We start from the raw sequence: 22,057 nt of genomic DNA on the forward strand, positions 1-22,057 counted from the left end.
TCCTTGCCTGCTTTCGCCCCTGCTGTGGCGCGGATAGGCCCGCCGCCGCGAGAGCAGGAGCGGACACGACCTGTGCTCAGTTTGGAATCACGGCGCGGAAGCAGTCACCGCATAGTACTGGCGCCCCGCGGCGGTCACGAAGACCGCGGCGTCGGTGAACGTCGTCGTCAGGCTCGTTCCAATCTGATGGGCAAGGTCCACACTCACTTCCGGCACGACATCGCGATAGACCCGATAGCTCGTCGCTCCCGCCGCCGCCGTCCAGCGCAAGACTGCGTCAAGGCCCGCCACCCGGATCACCAGTCCGGTCGGCATACCCGGGGCCGCCGCGAGGTGATATTCGTAAACGCCCATGTCCACGAGCGGAGCCGTGCCGCCGCCGGTGTCCGGCGTGTTCGGATCATCGTACTTGCGCGCGAAACCGTCGGGATCGGTCAGCAAGAAGGCCGGCAAGATGCCGTTGTCGCCCGCGTCAATGCAGGGCGAAGTCGCCAGCAAATGCACATCGTCATCCGGCGTGCCGAAAACATTGTCGGCGCCGTTGGCATCGACGAACTGCGGATTCGTGTCCACGCTGCCGGGCACATCCTCCGGAGCGGGCGGATCATCGTCCGGCGGCGCCAGAAACAGATTCTGGACACAGCTATACTCCGGCTTGACACCGCCGTACTGAGCCTTCCCGTACGCGCCGTTCACGTCGGAGTTGCCCCAGAGAATACAATTGCTGATCAGACCGAACTGATTGTTATAGGTCTCGTAGCCCAGATAGACGCCACCCGTATTGTGTGCGGTGTTATTCTGAAACACACAGTTCACAACCTTGCTGGTGTCCGCGAAGAACGCGCCGACGCACAGGCCGCCGCCCATCCCGCCCGCCCCCGGATAACCCGGACGCGCCCATTCGGTCACACCGTTCGCACTGAATACGGAATTGTAAACTTCGAGCCGGCCGAAACTGAACACACCGCCGCCATTGTGCGAGTGATTCCCGAGAAAGCGCGAATCGGTGATGCGGACCGGCGACGCAAAGCTGAAGACCGCGCCGCCCAGCGCGGGATAGATGCCGCTGCTGTACGGACTGTTGGTGGCGCGATTGCCCTGAAACAGACAGTCATTGATCGAAAGCAGACAGTCCATCTCGTTGTAGATCGCGCCGCCCACGCCCTCCGTAAACATGCCTTCCGCCCAGTTATTCGTGAACTCGCAGCGCTCGAAGTGCGCCACGCAAGTCCCGTAGTCCGCGAAGCCGCCGCCGCGACCCGAACTCCACGCGTAGTTGCCGACAAACTCGCACTCGTCCAGCAGCAGTGTGGCGTTGTTGCCGAACATTCCGCCGCCGTAACCGCTCAGATTGTACTCAAAGCGGCAACGCTGCACGGTCGGATTCCCGCCGTCCACGAACAACCCGCCGCCTACGCCCTGCCAGAAATTCCCGCCGTAATAGCCGTCGCGCACGACGAAGCCCTCCAGGATCGCGGTGGAATCATTGCCGATCGCCGACACGACATGATAGGAGTTATCGCTGTGGTAATACCAGTTGCTGCTGTCATCGCGGCTGATGTCGCCGCTCAATACTGTCGGATAGAGCTGCCAGTCGCGAGCGTCGGGATTGACTCCGGTACCCTGATAACCTCCGCGCAGCGCGACGCCGTTTTTCAAGGCAAACGTGGAGTCCCGCGCCCCGCCCGGGGGAGATGAGAAATAGCTGCCCTGCGCCACCCGAACTTCATCTCCCGCCACCGCTGCGGCCAAGGCGATCCGCAAATCAGTGAGGGCATTCGTCCAGCTCGTACCGTCGTCCGCGCCCACGGCGGAGTCGTCCACATATAGAATTGCCGCCGACCCATTCCGGGCCACCGCCGACAGCAACAAGAAAATGAAAACCGCGTTAAGTCTCAATGACTTCATCTGGTGTCTGCTCCTCCCAATTTCAAGCCCTTGTTTTTCACACGATCACGCATAACATAATCTATCGCCCGGCAAGCCAGTTTGTCAATCCTGTGGCTCAGACGAAATGACATTCTTCGCACGTCAGCCGAGGCCGGTCTAATGTGATAACTCTCGTCCAGTTTACAGTTATTCCTAAGCTTACATCGCACGCTGACAAAACTGTCAGGCACTTCATCGAGAGGCATCCCCCCTCTGAACCACAACAGTAACTCGTTCAATTTTATACACTTGTTAAATATTTCACAAGGCGCACGTCGCACCCGCCGAACGGGGTGCCCGCACCCCGCCGGATTCGGAAGTCAGTAGGCGTCCCCCCCAAAAAACAAATAGCGGCACCGGTAATGGCGCCGCCCTGCTGCTCTGCTCTGAGCTCGGATTTAGAGTTTGGGATTTGGAACTTTCGAGCGTCTCCTACTCCCGCGCCACGTCAAATTCATACACCAGCTCCATCCGATACGTGCGCGGCGGCATCCGGTAGCGCTCCATCTCCTCGTAGAATTCGTTCGTCGCATTTTCGAGGATGAAGCCCAGCCGGGTGCTCTGGCGGAAACGGAACGCCAGCCGCGCATCCAACAGGGTCACATGGGACGGTGCATCGTTCTGGTAAAAGATCACCGTGTCCGTCGAGGTGACGTGGCGCATGGTCACGTTCAGCTCCAACTGCTTCCAGGCATAGTCAACCGCATAGTGCCAGCGGAACTTCGGAACATACGTCAGCGAAGCCTGGCCGTTGATATCGGTGTCCAGATAGGTCACCGCCGCCGTGTGCCTGATCCCGTCCGGCCAGACCGTGCGCAGCGACAACTCGCGGCCCTGAATCACCGCGCGGGCCAGGTTCTGCGTGCGGTAATGCCCCGCCGCAATCGTCTGCCAGCGAATAATGTCGCGATAGTCATAGTAGAACGCCGCGCCGTCCAGCACCGCATATTCACCGAGCTTGAGGTTGAATCCGACTTCGCCGAAATCGACGGTCTCCGGGTCGAGCTGCGGATTCGGATCGAATTCATAATCCTGACCGCCGACCTTCTTCAGGAACATCTCGGCAATCGATGGATTGCGGAACGCATGTCCCACCGAGCCGCGCAACACCAGGTTCTGACGCACATCATAGGCGAGGCCGAACTTCGGCGACACTTGCTGCGTCGTGCGCTGACCGACCACGTGGCGATAATCATAGCGCGCACCCACCGTGGCGCGCCACTTGCCCGGAGCCCACTCATTCTGGAAGAAACCGGCACCGGACCACGCCTGCTGCAAGCCGTACAGGTAATCCAACGGCTGGCCGTCCACCTGATCCCAAACCGTCTCGAATCCAAACACCAGCGTGTTGTTCCAGCGCCAGAGGCGCGTGGATTGCTCCAACACGCCGAATTTCTGCGAGATCGAACGCGTCTCGAATCCTACCGGCACTTCGCCCGCGCGCGGATCGGACGTGGGGTTCAGCAGTGAACGAGTCAGATCGCGATTGTAGAACAGCCGCAGCGTATAGCTGGAATGATGATTCTCCAGCCGCCGATAGACCAGATCATTCGCGAACGTGCGCTTGCGCTGAATATCGTTCGTGTAAATCTCCCGCACGTGCAACGGCTCCAGCGTCGTCACCCACGGATGCGGATACTCATTTTCGCCGGCCAGAAACAGCGATGAAAACGTCAGCCCGCGCTGCGGCGAATAGTCATATTTCAGCTTGGTGAACAACACGGTATTCTCGTAGCCGGAACTTTCACGGTACCCGTCGGAACTCCGCCGCGTCGCGCTCGCGAAATAGCCTAAGCGGCCCACCGTATTCGAGTGACTGAACGAGAGCGAGCCAAGATTCGTCAGGCGGTCCGTGTACCGCATCCACGCCGGCGGACGCTCGTAGAAACCGCTGGTCGCGCGAATCCGGGTGAACTCGCGGAAGCCCGGCGTGCGCGTGATCAGATTCACCACACCGCCCATCGCATTGGAGCCGTAGAGCGCACTGTACGCGCCCTTGACCACTTCCACGCGATCGATAATCTCCTCGGGATAGAGCCACCAGCTCGCGCCGTCCGTGTCGGAAATGATCGCCGGCTTGCCGTCCACCAAGAGCAGCGTGCGATTGCCCACGCCGCCACCCAGCATGTCCGACGAGCCGCGAATCGACACATTCGACACCACCGCGCCGCCCGTGCGATGCACTTCGAGACCGGGCACGGCATCGAGCACCTTGTCCAGCGAACCCGGCGAGCGCTGTGTAATCTGCTGCTGCGAGACCACTTCGACTTTCGTCGTCGAGAGCCGCGCCGTCGTCTCCCGCGCTTCCGCCGTCACCAGCACTTCATCCGCCTGCAACAGATCCGGTTCCAGCGTCAGCTGCAGTTCGAGGGAGTCACCGCTCGCCACGGTGAGTTCGCGTTCCAGCGGCTTGTAACCAATACTCGAGGCGCGCAGCACCCACCGGCCGGGGCTGGGCAAATGAATGTGGAAACGTCCATGCACATCCGTCGCCGCGCCGCGCAGCGACCCTTTGATCTGCACGCTTACTCCCAGCAGCCTGTCATGCGTTTGCGCGTCGGTGACGAGACCATAAACATGCTCCGCGGCAAACACCCGGCTCGGCACGGCACCACAGACCGCGCAGAGCAAGACCACCACCAGCAATCCGTAGCGCCGCACCGATGTGAGCTCGGTGCACGAATAGGGGGCATGCGGAGAGACATGCCTCCGCGAGCTGAATGGGTTCATCCGACTTTTCATTCGCATAAGGGCGCACGACGAGTGCGCCCTTTGTTGGTCATTCCGGTTAGCAATCGTTTACGGTTGACCGCTGATGTCAATCCCATTCAAACCATACACGACATCGCTGATCGTCACCGGATCGGGATCCTGATCGCCGCCGTCGGGATCAAAATACGCGCCGTACAGGACATACTCGGTCGAAGAATTCTTCCAGAGCGAAACATAGTGAGCGCCCGCCGGGACGTCCGGGATGGCATACAGAGTTTCATTCGCGTCCGTGATGCGGAACACCTTCGTCGGCGGACCCTGCGGGGGAAAGGTCGGATTCAGCATGACCATGATGCCCTCGGCCGGACGCTCGCCGGTGAACGTGATCGTCCCGCTGATCCAATGCGGCGGCGGCATTACCGCGCTGAGTTCACCGATGCTGACCACCGGAGCCGAAGCTGACAACGCGACCTGATCAGGATGCGCGTCCGTCGCGCTCACTCCGTAACAGCCGAGGTATTGGTGGTTCGGAGGCTGAACGTTGGTCCAGAGCGAGATGTAATAGCTGCCGTAGATCAGCGGAATGCTGAAGAAGGTCTCGTCAGAGGTTTCCAGCGCGTAGCGGCCGCGATATCCCGCGATGCCTTCCGGTTGCCACGCGGAGTAGGGCTGGCTCGTGATGATCATGGCCACGCCCGGCGCCGGCCAGTCGCCCGAAAGATTTACCGTGCCTTCGACGCGACCGGTATCGCTGCAACCGGCAACCGGCAAGCGGAGATTGAACCAGGTGTGCAGCTCAATCGTGTGCGTCAGATGATCCGTGTTGAACGTCACGGCGTCGGGAATCGTATCGCTGCTTCCCGGATTCGCGCCGTACATCCCGATGACCGGTTCATCGCACTCCACATTCGCGCCGCCCCCGGGTCTCCGCCAGCCCGTCACTACGGTCTCATACGTCCCCAACGTAATCCCCGTCAGACTGAAGGCGATCGTATCCGCATCGGAGGTGTTCGTCGGATCAGGATCCTGGAAATACGCGGCATCGGTACTGTAGTCCGGCGGACCGCCCGCCGATGTCGCGCACCAGTAGCAGTTGGTTCCTTCGTTATTCCAATTGTCAAATATCGAAAGCTGGACCGCTCCCGAATCCGGCCACTCGCCATGGAAGATGACGCTGCCGGTCAGCGTACCCGTCGCCGGGGGGTTGTTGTTATTGTCGTCGTCGCTGGAGCACCCGGCAAATACAAGCAGGCCGAGCAGCAGAGCAGGTAGTAGCCGAAACAGATTTCGCATGTGAACTCCTCACTGATTGATTCACGGACAAATTGAATAAAACCTTTATTAATAATTAATTAAGACGGAACAGCCGAGCGCAATCCGTCGTCTCTATTCTGCCGGGTCGTTATTGATCGCACCCAATATAACAAAATCCGCACAATCGATTGTCACGGAAATGTAAGGGGGGCACTTGCTCTTGGCGGCACTTGTCTTCAAGTGCCCCATCGGGTGGTGCTTCTTGGCGGCACTTGTCTCCAAGTGCCCCCTCGGGAGAGCTGTTTCGAGTCACCGTGTTGTTCAGCAGGCCACACCTACGCTGCGAGGGGTCGGGGTAAGGGCGGCTGCGCCGCCCGTCTTCCGCTCTTCTCTGCTTGGCGGCACTTGTCTCCAAGTGCCCCAATCGGGTGGTGCTTCTTGGCGGCACTTGTCTTCAAGTGCCCCATCGGGTGGTGCTTCTTGGCGGCACTTGTCTCCAAGTGCCCCCTCGGGAGAGCTGCTTCGAGTCACCGTACTGTTCAGCCGGCCACACCTACGCCGCGAGGGGTCGGGGTAAGGGCCGGCTGCGCCGCCCGTCTTCCGCTCTTCTCCTCTTGGCGGCACTTGTCTCCAAGTGCCCCCTCGGGGGGCTGCTTCGAGTCACTGTGTCGTCACCCGCGCCCATCCCGGTCCGGGTCTTCTGTGTTCTGCAACTGCCCTATTGTTCATCACATGCGCCATTTATCAAAATTGTACTTGACTTTTTGATCTGTATTTCGTATATTGTGTCCAGACCAGCCTGTCCCCTCACAACACCTCGCTTCCTTCACGCTTTCAAAGCGCTCGCCCGTGCAGCGTCACCAGAACCCGATCCGCCCCCGTTTCTGCCAACCCACAACAGGGCAAATACGCCCCTAATCCCATGCCCAGACTGCGATAACACGAGTTCGTTTGGTCAAAAATTGTTTTTGATCCTGCTCTTCTTCTTTTCTTGGTGGCACATGTCTCCATGTGCCCCATCGGATAGACCATTACTGCGCCCCAAGCTGAGTGATCGAACAGGCTCTTTTCCGAAGGGGCACTTGAAGACAAGTGCCGCCAAGCTGGCCCGCTCAGGCTTCAAGTTTCAAATTTTAGGTTTTCGGCGACCGGGAACCGCCAATTGACAGCCGCGTACTACTGAGTAATGGGTTATTATGTCCCTTCCACGCTACCGCACGATTCCCGCCCTTGACCAAAATTACCAAAAAGGCCAACATCCGGGCCAACCAGAGTCTCGAAAAGTACCTGCAGGAGATCGGCGAAGTCCCGCTGCTGACGCCGGACGAAGAGATCAAGCTCGCCCGCCGCATCCGCCGCAATGATCAGCTCGCGCTCGAACAGCTGACCAAGGCCAATCTGCGCTTCGTCGTCAGCGTCGCCAAGCAATACCAGAATCAGGGGCTGTCGCTCGGCGACCTGATCAACGAAGGCAATCTCGGCCTGATCAAAGCCGCGAAACGTTTCGACGAAGCCCGCGGCTTCAAATTTATTTCCTATGCGGTCTGGTGGATCCGCCAGAGCATCCTGCAGGCCCTCGCTGAACAGTCACGCGTCGTGCGGCTGCCGCTCAACCGCGTCGGCGCGCTCAACAAGATCGGCAAGATGTACTCCGCGCTCGAACAGGAATTCGAACGCGAACCCACGCCCGAAGAGATCGCCGAACAGCTCGAGATTTCGCCCGTCGAAGTCACGGATACGCTGCGCATGTCGGGCCGGCATCTGTCCATGGACGCGCCGTTCTCCCAGGGCGAAGACAACCGCCTGCTGGACATCGTGCACAACGACAATCAGCCGCCGCCGGATTCCAAACTCATGCAGGAATCACTGCGGCAGGAGATCGAGCGCGCGCTCTCCACGCTGAGCGAACGCGAAGCCGAAGTCGTGCGGCTGTATTTCGGTCTGGGCCGCGAACATCCGCTCACCCTCGAGGAGATCGGCGAACTGTTCAAACTCACTCGCGAACGCGTCCGCCAGATCAAAGAGAAAGCGTTGCGTCGCCTGCGTCACGCATCGCGCAGCAAAGCCCTGCGCACCTATCTCGGCTAAACACCATGAGATTCGGGTCAAGAAAAAAGCGCGATTGCTCGCGCTTTTTTCTTACCCGCGTTTCCCTTGACCCGCACTGCTGACCCTCTGGACGCCGAGTGACTCTGGCATTTGAACCCGTGACATTCTTTGAGAAAGAGACAGAACAGTCTTGAAGTTGACCATAATTGTCCTATATTGTCGAGCGTGACACAGATCGATATGTTCTGTTCTCCGGTACCGTCGGAGACTGAATGTGAGTTGGCCCCTCAGGCTGGTACCCCGCGCCGGGAGCTGAAAAATGAAGGGAGATGACGATGACACCGAGCCGAATGGACGTCCGCAGATTGGTCTTGGCGACCGCAATTTGCCTGCTGAACGGGCTGACGCCGAATGCGCAAGCTGAGCTGAAATCGTGGAACAATCCAAGCGGAGGGTCATGGCACAATGCTCTGAATTGGACCCCCGCCGGAGTGCCGACCGTGACGGACGACGCCGAAATCGTATTGGCTGGAACCTATTCGGTGACAGTCGACTCCAGTGCGGCCATCCAACAGTTGATCCTCGGCGCCGTCAGCGGCGGGCAGACGCTCGAACTGTTCGATGGCGTTGGACAGCCGGTTACCCTGGAAGTGGATGCCCCCGGTGAAATCAGGACGAATGGCCGAATGCGCGTGTTTGCAGGAAACCAGTTCCGCGTGGTAGCCGCAGGCGGACCCTTCGTAAACCACGGCGTTATCACGTTCGATTCCTCCACGACGCTGCACCTCGGCCCGCTCTGCTCGCTCGACAACGCCGCGGACGGAACCATCTTCTTCAACGGCGACGTGCTCGTCGAGTCCGGGCTATTCCCGGCCACGAACAGCGATCTGATCAACAACGGTGTGATCGTCAAGTCGGGTTCGGGTTTGCTGGATATTCAGACCTGGTGCCATCATCACTGGCTCGCGCAGTTCACATTGGCGGAAGGCTCCATGCAGGCGTGCTATTTCTTCTCGGGCGGCCAACTCCTTCTGCAATCGGGAACCGTGTATACCGTGAGCGTGCAGGATACCAACAGTGTGCTATGGATTGACTCTTCAGTCGTGGTTGAGTTGCAAGGGACCGCCGAGATTCTCTCCACCGATCAGGTCCTGTCCAACATTCATAACAATGGTGTCGTTCGCCACACGGGTCCAGGTACGGGGATCATCGACTGCGAGCACGAGCACGAAGTCTATGGTCTGACTTTTCCGGGGCAAGTGATCGTGGAAGAAGGAACTCTGCATTTTCGCGGACCGCATAATTTCTCATTCTTTGATCGCGTCGAGATCGGTCCGGAGGCGGAGCTCATCTTTGACAACAACGCGGAATTCAGCGCACCCGCGGAAGTGGCGTCCACGGTTCCCGATTCCGGGACGTTGACGTTTCGTAACGCTTTCGTGCATCAGGTCTGGTTCTGCACCTTCACGTTCTCCGGGATCCTGCAGCTCCATGGTCCAGGCCTGGTACAAGTGTTTCCCACGAACACCCTGGACACCTTGCAGGTTCTGCGCGCAGACTCCGGGGTGGTCTGCGAAGCCAATCAGCCCATCTACACGCGCGACTTCGAGCTGAACGGCGGGACAATCAACACGGATGTCATTGTGATCGAAGAGCAGACGTGGACCGCGGGCGGTCTGGGCGATGGGACCGGCGACAGCGTCACGATTGAGCCGGGCGCCACGCTGGTTATCTCGGGTCCTGATCAGAAACAACTTGACGGCAGCACGCTCACGATCGAAGGAACTGCCCATGTCAGCGGGTCCGGCGAGCTTACCGCTACCAACGGCGCAAACATCATCGTCGCCACTGAGGGCTTAGTCGCGATCGGAGATTCGGTCACGATCACGAGTCCGGCGGACAGTCTGATCAATCACGGGCAGATGACGATCAGCTCGCCACTCGATACTAGTCGGTTCGACATCTTCATCTTCAATGATCCCGTCGCCACCCGGACGCCGGGCACCATCGACGTTCTCTCGGGACGAGTGGTGTTCGGCAGTGGTGTCGAAAGCCGTGGAACTATCAATGTCGGAAGCGGTGCGGAACTCATCATCGGGGGCGCGCTGAACAACGGCGGCAGTGTGAATCTGGTATCCGGCGGCGAGCTGACCGTCACCGGAACCCTGTCCAATTCGCCATCCGGGACCTTGAACATGTCCGGCGATACGGAAATCGGCGGTGGCGGCGCATTGCAGAACGACGGACAGATCAACTCGTTTGGCGGTGTGTTCAGCAACCTCACGAATCGCGCGGTCACGCCCCGTCTGGTTAATCTTGCGGCCGGATTCGTGGACAGCTTCTCAGATACGCTGACGCTGTTCGGCGGCGGCGAGAATCACGGCGACATCGAAATTCATGCCGGGACCGTGCTCAAAATACTCGGCGAATTCGAAAACGCCAGCGAGGGACTCATCCACGGGCAGGGAGTGCTGGATGTGAGCGAGGCCGTCTTCGTCAACAACGGAACCATCAATCCCGGATCGTCGCCGGGAACCCTGGTTATCAATGGAGATCTCACGACGAACGGAACGATTGTCATAGAACTTGCCGAAACGAATTCAGGAACCGAATTCGATCTACTGGTCATCACGGGAGCGCTGCAGTTCGGTGGTACACTGGAACTGTCGAGATTGAACGGATTCCTGCCTGTCGTCGGTGATGTGTTCGATTGCATGCATTACGGAGGTATGACCGGTGAGTTCGCCGACGTCCGCGGCACCGCGCTCGGCGACGGCCACTACGTGGAGATTGAGTACGGCCCGAACAGTCTCACGCAGCGAGTATGCGATGGCGTGTCGGGCGTTTCGCTGAGCCGCTCGTCCGTCGCCGCGATTGTCGATGCAGGAGAGTCGCGTGATATTCCAATCGAAATCTGTAATGTGGGACACTGTCCGCTGGAGTGGAACGCGACATTCGAACAGGTGAACCCCAGCAGTCCGCCGGCGGTGCCGTGGTTGACCATCATGCCAGGCACAGCGGGACTGTTGAAACGCGGGAATTGCGAGGTTCTGCAGTTGCACGTTGACTTAGACGGACTGCCGACCGGCATTTACACGGGGAGCATCACCGTTGCGCATAATGATCCCAGCCAGGGGCCACTGCATGTTCCCGTAAGGATCGCGACTCCTGATGCGCTGGACTTCTGTAACGATGAGCCGTTGGTGACCTATCAGGCAAGATCCATCATGCCGCCGACGATTGTGACTCACACCCGGAACGGGGTGCTGAGTTTGCACTGGATGACGGTTCCGGGAGTGGATTTCTATCAGATATACTACGGCACGAGTCCTGATGCGATGGAGCCGGTCTCGATTTCCTTCGAGCCTGCATGGGTTGACACGGCTGCCATGGTACCGGCGGGCGCACGGATCGGTTTCTACCAGGTCTCGGCCCTCCGCACCCAGCCCATCGTATTTTCGCAGGACGATGCACTCGCCTACTGGAGGTTCGAAGAAGGCTCCGGCAACACCAGCGCCGACGAATCCGGTCATGGTCACGACGCGACGCTGCACAACGCTGACTGGTATGAGTATGGTGTGGACAGCCAGATGTGCTGGGGCCTCGGCTTCGCGAATAGCAAGTGGGCGGATGTGGTCAACGACAACATGTTCTACATGGCGCCGTTGCAGATCGACGCGCACCTGAAGATCGATCAACTCCCGGCGGCTTCGCCGTCGTACATCCTCGGCAACGTGCGTTACGCTCCGCTCAACGGCGGATTCGCGTGGAGAATCGAACCCAGCGGCCTGTTGACCGCGCTGGCGTGGAACGGGAACGGCTGGAACGAACTGCATTCTGTGGTGCCGGTGATGCTCAACGAGTGGTTCACGGCCACGCTGATCATCAACGGCGACGAGTCGATGATGCTCGTGAACGGGACCGTGGTGGCGGCGGGGCGGCTCCTGCTGAACTCGGCGAACAACGAAATGCCCCTGACGATCGGCGCGTCGGCGCTGCCCAGCGGCGCGCATCAGTACTTCCTGCGCGGGCAGATCGGCTGGATGAAGCTAAGGGAACTGACGCTGCCGTAGTGCCGCAGGCGACGAGAAACAGAGGCTACGCGGACGCATCCCGGCCAAATCAGACGTATAACATCCGCTTTAGGAAGGCGCGAGGCATCGCGCCTTCTTTCATTGTGACATTTTGGTCGCACATAATCGGACTTTATCAGGACGGAATCTTGATTTCACTTCATATCGGCGATTCCGCCGCTCCGCATGCGAAATAATCTCATCTCCAACGAACCTTGACATTGCGCATCGACGACCCTAACTTGTAAAGAAAGGCACTTTCCACAGCAGATGTCATAAGAGGAGGTTGTGATGAAGCGATTGCTGAGCGCTCTGATTATTGTGACGGCTTTGGCCAGCGGCGGGGTCTTTGCCCAGACCGACGAACCGCAATTGCCCAAGGGAACCTTAGCTCCGGCGCCCGGGTGCGTAGCCCTGCTTGATAATGCACGGACGACGCTGCTGCAGTACGATTTCGAAGCCGAGATTCCCGGCCTGCAGATCACGGCGGGCTGGCAGGTGAACGCGGCTCGCGAAGGGGGAGGGCACTTCGCCTTCGCCGGCACGGACGTCGGATACGCGAACGACTCCTTCGAACGGCTTGTGCTGCCGTTGCTCTCGATTCCGGCACTGGGGCCGGAGATCAGCGGGATTCGGCTGACGTTTCAGGAGTGGTTTGAGTTAGAGAGCGAGTACGACTACGGTGCGGTGTCCGTGTCCGCGGATGACGGCGCAAGTTGGATTGAGCTGGATCGCCGTAGCGGGCAGTCAGACTGGCGGGAGAACACGATCGATCTGACGCGCTTCGCGGGGCAGAGCATCCTGGTCGCGTTTGACCTGGTCACGGATTCGAGTATCACGTTCACCGGTTGGCAGCTGGATGACATTGGACTGGCGACGGCCTCGCGGACGGCGCTGGACGTGAACATCGTCAGTCTGAGTTCGCAGAACTTCCCGTTTGTGTATTTGAATGTCAATGTCAGCCGCGACGGGCAGCCAGTGCTGGGTCTGATCGCCGACAATTTCTTCGTGACCGAAAACGGAACGCAGCAGACGGATAATTTCAACGTGACGCCTCCGTCCGAAGGTGGTCAAGTGCGATTAGTGGACATCGTATTCTGCATGGACAATAGCGGTAGTCTCGCCGGGGAGCAGAATGCGGTTCGGAATAACGTAATCAACTTTGTGAATGCGCTCACCGCGCAGGGGGCTGCCGCGGCCTTTGGGCTGGTTCGCTTCGGCCAAACCGCGGGGAGCGGGCAGCCGATTGTCGAGGAGGGGGGCATCCTCACGGAGGATGCCACATACTTCCGTGATGTCGTATGGTCCCGCAACGTAGCGAGCGGGGGAACGGAGCCAGGGTTGGACGCGATGTGGGCGGCATCGACAGCGTTCAGCTATCGTCCCGGAGCGCAACGGATCGTGATCCTGATCACGGACGAGGACAATGATCCGAGTAACCATAATCAGGCGCAAGTCATCAGTCAATTCCAAGCGACCACAACGACGGCCTTCTGCTTGATCGATCACGCCTTTGGCAACGCACATAACGATTATTGCCCGGTCAGCAGCGCGACGAACGGCGCGTGTCTGAACGTGACCGATCCGTTCGGGCCGATTCTGGATTACATTGGGAACGCGGTGACCGCGACTTATGTGGTCAGCTATCGTTCGAGCCAGCCCAATCCGGACGGAGTCGAGCGCCACGTCGTGACGCAAGTGACCGATGCGGAAGGTTCCGGCAGCGATGACGCTTATTACATGCCCGGTTCTGCGCCGCAGATTCAGCGGACTGCGGAGACTGTCGCGCTCCATGATCAGGCTTGGGCGGAAGGCACCACGTTCAACATCGAGGCCAATATCACCGACGCCTCCGCTCCGTTTGTCACGAGCGCGCGAGTCTACTATCGGACGACGGGCGGAGCGACCTACAGCTCGGTCGTGATGAGTAGCATCGGAGGCAATATTTGGCGCGGAGTCGTTCCCGCGAGCGCGGTGCATACACCTGGCCTGAGCTACTACATCACCGCGACGGATGGTCAGCAAACAGCTTCGGATCCCTCCGTTGACCCTGCCCTGTTTCCCTATACAATAGGCATCCTACCCAACGCAGCACCGATACTGACGCATGTTCCGATCAGCGAGTTCGTGTGCGGTCAGGTTATTCAGGTGACATGCTTCGCCTCGGACGTGACCAACAACTTGCAATCGGTGGCTCTTCGCTATCGGAGAGTCGGGGAACTGATCTATCAGAGCACCATCGACAATTCCAATGTCAATGGTCAACGAACACTCACCATTCCGGCGAGCTACGCATCAGGCCAAGGCATCCAGTACTATCTGGTGGCCACAGATAACTTCGGTGTCTCCACGACAAGGGGTACCCAGAGTGTTCCATATCAGATGAACGCTTCGGCCCCGGCCTTCTCAAACGCGACAGAGGATGAATACTGGTATGGACACGATTTCGAGGTTAGAATCACGACCCCTGAACCTGCCACCATTCAAGAAGCGACGGTGAAATACTTCAGGTTCCTTTGGATTTGGGATGAGGTCGAGTTGTCCCTTCAGGGATCCGAATTCGTCGGCACAATCCCCGGCAATCACACGGATACTGAAGAACTGCGATACTACTTCGAGGTAACGGATCAATGCGATGCCGTACACAGTATCGGAAGCGAATCGGATCCTATCAGACCACGGCCTGTTTGGAAGCTGGAAAACTCAGTGCGGTTGTTTGACCGCGGGCTCGACGCCTGGAGTTTCTGCAATTGTGGTTGGGCAGTGTGGCCACGTAATATGTGGCAAAACGGCGACCCTGTTGACGAACAAGCCTGCTGTGAAGGAGGCACAGCATGTACCCCCAACTTCCGCCTTGCATTTCCAAGTTGGGCCATGTTTGAAGAGGCATTCACGCGTGACGAAGTCTTGTACCAGGACCGACGTTCAGGCCAATGGCTCCGCCGCGAACGAGCAATCCGTAGGTGGAACGACATGAAGGGTTGCTGGGGGGGCTCATGTCTCGGCTTCTCGCTCTCCTCTATGCTGTTCTTCGGTGGGTATGAGTCTGTGCCTTCCCGATTCGGTGATAATCAGACCGTTCGATCTATTGGATTCTCGGACGATGACTTCGATGCTGCGGTAAACCTGAATCACGTCTACCAATTGTACCAGTATGGTGACCCTCTCCAATCCGATTGTCAGGATCCACATAGTGGGTGGTTTAGAGACTCGCCGAATGAGACCCTTGCGAAACTTAAGCGGCAGCTCGCGAGCGATACGCAGGACGAAGGCTTCATAGTATTCTGGGGGACTCTGCCAGACGGTAATGACGCGGACACCGACAGAGACGACCTAGCGCATGCCGTGGTCCCGCTGCGACTCCACAAAGTGAGTGATAGTGAGTACCGCGTATATGTCTACAACAACTGGAATCCGGACGATGAACCCTATTTTACGTTCTCAACCAATGGAATCGGCTCGTGGACGTACAGCGATACCAATGTACAGCCACCCAGCGGCACGCAAAACGGCAGCATTATCGTGACAGACGGTGTCTCTGAGTATTCCGGTCATCCGGATCTCGTACGCCCACTCAGAGGCGTCCAGCCAATCGAGGATGAAATAACAGCGGATGTGTTCTATTCTCAGCCGGCGCAAATTGAGTTCGAGGACGAGAACAACAATGTATTCGGATTCAATGGGGAACGTGTGTACGGTGATCTCGATGCTGCCGTGCCGTTTCTGCCAATCACGGGCATGCCTTCCAAACCGATTGGCTTCACGGTTATGCTGATGTCGCACCGGATTGAGTACTCGCCTCAAGCCGGATCCATGGGGGCGGTCAATATGTGGTTGAATTCCAACGAGTTCATCCGGTACCTCCGTTCGGACTACGTGCCTGGTGAATCAGAAGATCTTCTAATTGATCCGGCGGAGCGAACGATGGACTTGCTCAACGAACAACCGTCCACGAAAATCGTCTCTGCCGACCTTGTAGGAACGCCAGATGAAACCAGGGAATTCCTGATCCAGCTCAGAAACCTCCGGCTTGATCCCAATTCTGTCGTCAGACTGGCACTCATTGGCGACGGTGCTGATGTGGTTGCTGAAGATGGCTCACTGTCCACAGACGCCGAAATCCTCACTATTAGGGATTCGATTTCTATGGGCAAGTTTGCTCTGACGGGAATGAACCTTCCGCCCACCACACGTGTGCGGATGTTACCCAACTGGGATTCGCTGGCTACGCCAATGCCCATCCTCATTGACCTTGGCAACGACGGCATCATCGACGACACGATGTACGTGCGCAATGAGTTGGGACGCGATATCTGCAACGAAGATCCCGAAGTCAGCTACACCGCCTCCGCGCTGCTGCAACCGCAGTTGGTCGCGAAAGTGCACGGTGGTCAGTTGCGGCTGTTCTGGAATGCGATCCCAGCGGCTTCGTACTACCAGATCTATCGTGGCGATCAGTTTGACAGTCTGAGCCCGATCGCCATGACGTATGACACGACGTGGACGGACACGACGATCGCGGCGGCCGATGCGTCGCGCAAGGCGTTCTATCAGATCGTCGCACAGCGCACGGAGTCGTTCCAGGTCAACAACAACGACGAAGAGCTGCTGGCCTCATGGTTGTTCGAGGAGGGTGCGGGCGAGGTTAGCGTGGATGAAACCGGTCATGGTCACGACGCGACCCTGCACAATGCCGACTGGTATGAGTACGGCGTGGACAGCCAGATGTGCTGGGGCCTCGGCTTCGCGAATAATGAGTGGGCCGACGTTGCCAACGACAACATGTTCTATATGGCGCCGTTGCAGATCGACGCTCACCTGAAGGTCGATCAACTCCCCGCCGGTTCGCCCTCCTACATCCTCGGCAACACGCGCTATGCTCCGCTCAACGGCGGCTTCGCGTGGAGAATCGAACCCAGCGGCCTGTTGACCGCGCTGGCGTGGAACGGGAACGGCTGGAACGAACTGCATTCTGTGGTGCCGGTGATGCTCAACGAGTGGTTCACGGCCACGCTGATCATGAACGGCGATGAGTCGATGATGCTCGTGAACGGGACCGTGGTGGCGGCGGGTCGACTCCTGCTGAACTCGGCGAACAACGAAATGCCCCTGACCATCGGCGCCTCTGCATTGCCCAGCGGGAATCATCAGTACTTCCTGCGCGGTCAGATCGGCTGGATGAAGATGAGGGAACTGACGCTGCCGTAGCACCGCACAGATCTCCTAACAACAGGCGGGCGAACCATGATGGTTCGCCCGCTTTGTTGAGATGATACCGGAGCCCGCTATTCATCGAGATAGGCGTTGACGACGCCGCACCAATAGTCGTAAGAGTGAGTGCCGACGATGGTGTTCACGACGTCACCGTAACGATCCACCACGAGGGTGGTGGGAATGGCCGCCGGCCGGTGGTAAAGCTCGGCCACGTCCGAGTTGAAGATGCCGCAGGTGTAAGCAATGTCGTAGTCATCGGCGAAATCCCGCACGTCGTAGAACCCGTCGCGTGCCAACGCTATGCCGATGACCTCGAAACCGGCGTGCCGGTAATCGAGATAGAGTTCGTTGAAATCGCCAATCTCGGAGCGGCACGGACCGCACCAGGTATCCCAGAAGTTGATCAGCACGACCTTGCCGAGATGCTGCGACATGTCGCAGACACAGCCGTCCACGGTGTAGAGATCGAAGTCGAGCGCGGTGCGATCATCCACCGGGCAGTAGATCTCGCTTTCAAGTTCACAGCCGCCAATGAACAACCCGGCCAGCGTAAGCCCGAGCAGCCAGAGATATGTCCGCGGGGATTCCGGCAAGGACGCAGTCCCTGCTCGGCGGAAACGATTGTTCATGGGTGCGCTTCACGGTTTAGCGGCGTCCCCGGCGATTACGGTCATGTCCGCGATCATCATCATCCCAACCGCGTCCACCGCGATGATCCCAGCCCGGTCCGCGATGATCGTGGCGGCAGTGGTTGTCGCAGCGATGATGCGGATGGCGCGGCGGCCCACCCCAATACCAGCCGACGTGAAGGCGCGGCGGCGGCGGAACATAATAGTAGCCGCGTTCAGACCAGCGCGGGCCATCGCCGCAATAGTGGCGGTCCGCCCACTCAAAGCTCGGATGCCAGCCGTAGCCGTAATCACCGCGATCGGCCCAGCGCGGATAACCGTCGCTGTCCCACAGCTCGAAATAGAAACCCGGCCCGTCGATCGATCCCGCGAACAAGAATCCGCCGTCATCATCGTAGAGTTCGCCCCAACCGCTGACGGTCACGTCCACGCCGCTGCGGAGCGAGTAGCCGCGCTGATCCCAATAACGACGCGGACCCAGATTCACGGTCACCTGCGCCCCGCGTTCCGTACGCAACGTGGCGCGTTGACCATCAATGGAGGTGATTGTACCACTGACACTCACCCGGTCGAGATCCCGGCCGGTGTCCGTCGAATAGCGCTCGACATAGCGCGGGGCGGCCCACAGTTGCGTGCCGAGTCCGAGCAGGAGCATGGCAATCAGAGAGAGGTGCGGATGGCGTTGCATAAGTTAACTCCTTCGTGTTCGTGAATGCTCACGGACGGGACTCCTTCGGCCCGCCGGCGTCATTCCCCCGTTCTGATCGTTTGACCGTTCAACGGGCCGGAGGTTTAACGGACGTATCGGCTAACGCGGCATCCATGTTTTTCACCAGACTCGCCCAGAGTGTATCAGCGGGATTGCACTCGCTGGCAATTTGTAACAGTTGTCGCCCGAGCCGCCCGTTCCCGCGCTTGCCGACCTCCACGCCAATATAGGCGACCAGCCCGGCATACTGCGGAGCCCGGCGAGCGGCGGCCTCGGCGTATTTCGCCGCGGGTTCGTAACTTCCCCGCCGTAAGAGCGCATCGGCGACCTTGTAATGGTAACGCGGGTTCGGCTCGACTTGCAGCGCTTCGAGATAGGCGCGATGCATTTGATTCGCATCACCCCGCCGCTCGAAATGTGTGCCCAACTTCTCCCACCCGTATGCGCTGCGGCCGCGATCGAGCCGTAACAAGTTCTCGTAGCGATGAATCAGCCGTGGCTCATTCGTGTTCAGATAAAGGTAAGGCAGGCCGACGAGCAGCACGCAGGCGACGATCGCCGCGTTGACTTCCGCGCACTGCTCGGGCGGTGTCGAGGATGCCGCGAGCCAGGCTCCGCCGATGATCAGGGGCAGCAGTCCCACCGCGAGCAAATCCCAATCGACCGCCATGCCGAGATTCGGATTGAACGTGGCGACATACACCAGTCCGGAGCAAGCGGCCAACAACAAGAAGGCGCTGACGCCGTCGCTCGCTAAACCGCGTCGAACGGCGAAGAGCAGCAGCGCAGGCAGCCCCAGCAGCGCCAGCAAGTTCAGCAGATCAACGGCATGATTGAGCGTGAGCAGCGCGTAGCCGTCGGAACTCCGCGCCGCCGTCAGGGGCAAAATCGTGAACCAGCCGTTCCAGCCTTGCACATAGACATAAGCCGCGAGTCCCGCGAGTGCGAGCAGTACGCCGGTGGTCGCGAAGAGTTTGCGCACAGGACGGGGTTGGGTCGCCCGGCGAAGTGCAAGCAATGTGGCCAACAGCACCGCCGGAAACAGGACCAGCATGGAGTAGTGAAAGCCCACCGCCAGCGCGAAGCAGAGCCAGGTCCGCCACGGGAAACGCTGGCCCGCGCCCAATTCGACAATGCCCGCGAACAGGCAGGCGACGAGGGCCAGCGAAGCCCACGCGTAGTTCTCGACGTAGCCGAAGTAGAGCAGCATCGCCGAACTGCCGAACACGATCCAATAGAACAGAGCGCGGCCCGGTGGCGCGAGTGCGCGGCGCACAAAAAGGATCGTAAGCAATACGACAAGCGCACCGGCCAGCGCGGAGAGCAGGCGATAGGTCTGCTGCGCGGCGTCCTTGCGCTTATTCTCTTCGCGCGATTGACGCTGTAACGCGTCGAACGCGTTCTTGGGGTAAGGTCCGGACTCGGTTTGCGGATAGGAGGGGCGAACCCACTGAAAGACCGCGTCGTGCAGCAGGATCTCGAGCGGCTCCTTGCGCAGATTGCGCTCCATATTTTCGGGAAACTTGCGGTCCGTATCGTGCTGCTCCTGATAGCGCGCGATGGTTGCCAATTCGTTCAACCAGAGTTGGCCGTCACCGAGCAGCGGCGCGGGGACCGCGCGAAAATAGAAGAGCGCAAAAGCGCCGCCGGCGAAGAGCAGGGCCGGAAGGCGCGGGACGCGGGCAGACCACGCGTGGAGTTTCCGCAGCGGCGCGGCAGACCACGGCGAGAGCAGGAAGCTCGCGACCAGCACCAGCGGGATGCCAAACGCGAGCGGGATGTAGTTCAGCGCGTGCACGCCCCACATGCGCGATTGCGGCCACAGATAGGCGGCAATCATCGCCGCCACCAACAGCGCGCCGCCGACGCGCAAGGCGAGGATTAGATGTGAACCGTTGGGCAGCGGTGCGCCGGCGCGCTCGTCGCGGGAACGGGGATTCGGTTTGCCGTGGGTTGGTCTCGCCGCAGTCTTAGACACAGTGAGTTTGATTACGGACAGTAATGGACGACTACGTAGTTGCGATAGCGCTCGGTGTAATCCGGTTCGATCCAACTATGCGCGCCCGGCGAGGATACCTGCTGATCACGCAAGCTCCATTGGAGATCGAGGCCGCCATCGGGGTTGCCGTCGTTGTTCGCGATGGTCGTGCTGTAGATGCGGTCGTAGCCGTTGGAAGGCGCGAACCAGTGCAACGTCACTTGCGGTCCCACGCCGGCCTGGATCGTCAGCAAGGAGCAGGGCCGGCAGGGGCAGGGACTCGCGCAGGTTTCGAGCGGCGTGAATTCGCCGCCATAAAGCGACGTGCACTCGGCTTCGGTGAGTCCGTCCGAACAGCTCGAACCGCCGAAGTAACAACAGCGCCCGAGCAGGGGCGGCAAGGATACGTCGATGACGTAATCACCGCAGCCGGTGGCGTACCCGTGAACAATGAAAAAATAGGTCTCACCGGCGGTGGCTGTGAAGTCGATCGAACTCGCGACTCCGCCGCAAGCAGGACCGTTATCGTCGTTGCAGGCAATCTGTGTGGTGCCGGGACAACTGCCGCCCGTTTTGACCTGTAGCCCGGTGTCGTATGCCGAACCGCAGAGCGAGACGCGGATACTCGTGGTCAGCGTGGCCGTGTAGGTATAGACGGTATCCGCGGACGTCGCCCCGACGCAATTGGAGAAGTCGTTCGCGTCGTTGCATGTATTGCCCGCATCGGTGAACGGGAGCGCCGCAATGATTTGCCCCGGACAATCGTTGACCGACGCCGGGAGCGTCAGGTTCAGCGTGTAATTGCCGTTGGCCGTGCCGTAACCATCCACCACGATCCAGTAGGTCACGCCGGCCGTGGCCGTAAATTGCAGCGAACTGCTGGTGCCGGTACAGGACGGCCCGTTGTCGTCATTGCAGGCCACCTCCGTCGTGCCCGGACAGGATCCGCCCGTGCGAACCGTCAGCCCGGTATCAAAACCGCTGCCGCACAACGAGACGATCACCGCGGCATCGTTCGTCGGGGTCAGCGTATAGATCGCGTCCGGTCCGCCGGCGTTATAACAGGCGCCGGCGGCATTGTCCGTCAGGCCAGCTGTCGTGCCCGTGTCGGAATAGGGCAGGGCGGCAATCACGGTCCCGGGGCAGGTATCGCTGCCCTGATCCAGTGGATCGCGGGCCGCAGCAACGAGGGTCAAAGTCAGTAGCAGAAATCCGATCAGCAGTTTCATAGTCACATCTTGCGTTAAGTTACAGGCGGTCAAACAAGATAAGCAATCAAAGGCGGGATTTCAAGGCTTTTGAACCTATCCCAAAATAGCAGCAGGGGGGCAACGGGGCTTCAGCCCGTTGTCTGCGTTACTTGGCAAGGGGCTAAAGCCACCTTGCCTTGCTGAAGTTGTTACTCCGATCCTGTTTCAAAATAGGCTCCTGGCGGCCTCAAAATAGAAGGCGGGGCCGCTTGCGCAACCCCGCCTTCATGATCCGGGGAGTCAGACTCCCCGGAGATCGG

General features: G+C 59.4%; 10 protein-coding genes. 3 read left to right on the plus strand and 7 right to left on the minus strand.

The genetic code is table 11. The features are described from left to right. Positions 1–87: 87 nt before the first annotated feature. The 3 genes from HZB60_09795 to HZB60_09805 all read right to left on the minus strand — a co-directional run bounded on the left by HZB60_09795 (position 88) and on the right by HZB60_09805 (position 5,934). Positions 88–1,908 carry a hypothetical protein gene (locus HZB60_09795; GenBank protein MBI5060055.1) on the minus strand — a complete coding sequence of 607 codons (1,821 nt, stop codon included), beginning with the start codon at positions 1,906–1,908 and terminating at the stop codon, positions 88–90. Positions 1,909–2,361: 453 nt separating this feature from the next. After that, entirely contained in the window at positions 2,362–4,659 is a 2,298-nt protein-coding gene (locus tag HZB60_09800; protein MBI5060056.1) for a TonB-dependent receptor, read from the minus strand. 69 nt (positions 4,660–4,728) lie between these two features. Further along, a complete protein-coding gene (locus tag HZB60_09805; GenBank protein ID MBI5060057.1) occupies positions 4,729–5,934 on the minus strand; it encodes a hypothetical protein in 1,206 nt (401 codons plus the stop codon). 1,191 nt (positions 5,935–7,125) lie between these two features. Between HZB60_09805 and HZB60_09810 the strand changes: the two genes are divergently transcribed. From HZB60_09810 to HZB60_09820, 3 genes are all read left to right on the plus strand, one after another. Beyond that, a complete protein-coding gene (locus HZB60_09810) occupies positions 7,126–7,983 on the plus strand; it encodes an RNA polymerase sigma factor RpoD/SigA (protein ID MBI5060058.1) in 858 nt (285 codons plus the stop codon). Between the two features lie 296 nt (positions 7,984–8,279). After that, positions 8,280–12,017, plus strand: coding sequence for a hypothetical protein (locus HZB60_09815; GenBank protein ID MBI5060059.1), 3,738 nt, complete (start codon positions 8,280–8,282; stop codon positions 12,015–12,017). 291 nt (positions 12,018–12,308) lie between these two features. After that, complete coding sequence (locus HZB60_09820; GenBank protein MBI5060060.1) at positions 12,309–17,225, plus strand: immune inhibitor A; 4,917 nt, start codon at positions 12,309–12,311, stop codon at positions 17,223–17,225. Between the two features lie 77 nt (positions 17,226–17,302). On the opposite strand, the gene HZB60_09825 is transcribed toward HZB60_09820, so the two are convergent. The 4 genes from HZB60_09825 to HZB60_09840 form a co-directional block, all read right to left on the minus strand. Further along, entirely contained in the window at positions 17,303–17,860 is a 558-nt protein-coding gene (locus HZB60_09825; protein MBI5060061.1) for a TlpA family protein disulfide reductase, read from the minus strand. 16 nt (positions 17,861–17,876) lie between these two features. Continuing rightward, positions 17,877–18,548, minus strand: a complete 672-nt coding sequence (locus tag HZB60_09830; protein ID MBI5060062.1) for a hypothetical protein — start codon at positions 18,546–18,548, stop codon at positions 17,877–17,879. Between the two features lie 88 nt (positions 18,549–18,636). Beyond that, positions 18,637–20,547, minus strand: coding sequence for a hypothetical protein (locus tag HZB60_09835; protein MBI5060063.1), 1,911 nt, complete (start codon positions 20,545–20,547; stop codon positions 18,637–18,639). Positions 20,548–20,558: 11 nt separating this feature from the next. Continuing rightward, the gene (locus HZB60_09840; GenBank protein ID MBI5060064.1) at positions 20,559–21,776 is read right to left on the minus strand and encodes a hypothetical protein; all 1,218 of its coding nucleotides are present in this window, start codon (positions 21,774–21,776) and stop codon (positions 20,559–20,561) included. Between the last annotated feature and the right edge of the window lie 281 nt (positions 21,777–22,057).

The sequence above is a fragment of the candidate division KSB1 bacterium genome, assembly GCA_016214895.1.
Taxonomy (GTDB): Bacteria; Electryoneota; RPQS01; order RPQS01; family RPQS01; genus JACRMR01.

Excerpts from the sequence above, each read along its gene's own strand:
- HZB60_09795 (MBI5060055.1), bottom strand. The coding sequence starts at position 1,908 with ATGAAGTCATTGAGACTTAACGCGGTTTTCATTTTCTTGTTGCTGTCG.
- HZB60_09800 (MBI5060056.1), bottom strand. The coding sequence starts at position 4,659 with ATGAACCCATTCAGCTCGCGGAGGCATGTCTCTCCGCATGCCCCCTAT.
- HZB60_09805 (MBI5060057.1), bottom strand. The coding sequence starts at position 5,934 with ATGCGAAATCTGTTTCGGCTACTACCTGCTCTGCTGCTCGGCCTGCTT.
- HZB60_09815 (MBI5060059.1), top strand. The coding sequence starts at position 8,280 with ATGACACCGAGCCGAATGGACGTCCGCAGATTGGTCTTGGCGACCGCA.
- HZB60_09820 (MBI5060060.1), top strand. The coding sequence starts at position 12,309 with ATGAAGCGATTGCTGAGCGCTCTGATTATTGTGACGGCTTTGGCCAGC.
- HZB60_09825 (MBI5060061.1), bottom strand. The coding sequence starts at position 17,860 with ATGAACAATCGTTTCCGCCGAGCAGGGACTGCGTCCTTGCCGGAATCC.
- HZB60_09830 (MBI5060062.1), bottom strand. The coding sequence starts at position 18,548 with ATGCAACGCCATCCGCACCTCTCTCTGATTGCCATGCTCCTGCTCGGA.
- HZB60_09840 (MBI5060064.1), bottom strand. The coding sequence starts at position 21,776 with ATGAAACTGCTGATCGGATTTCTGCTACTGACTTTGACCCTCGTTGCT.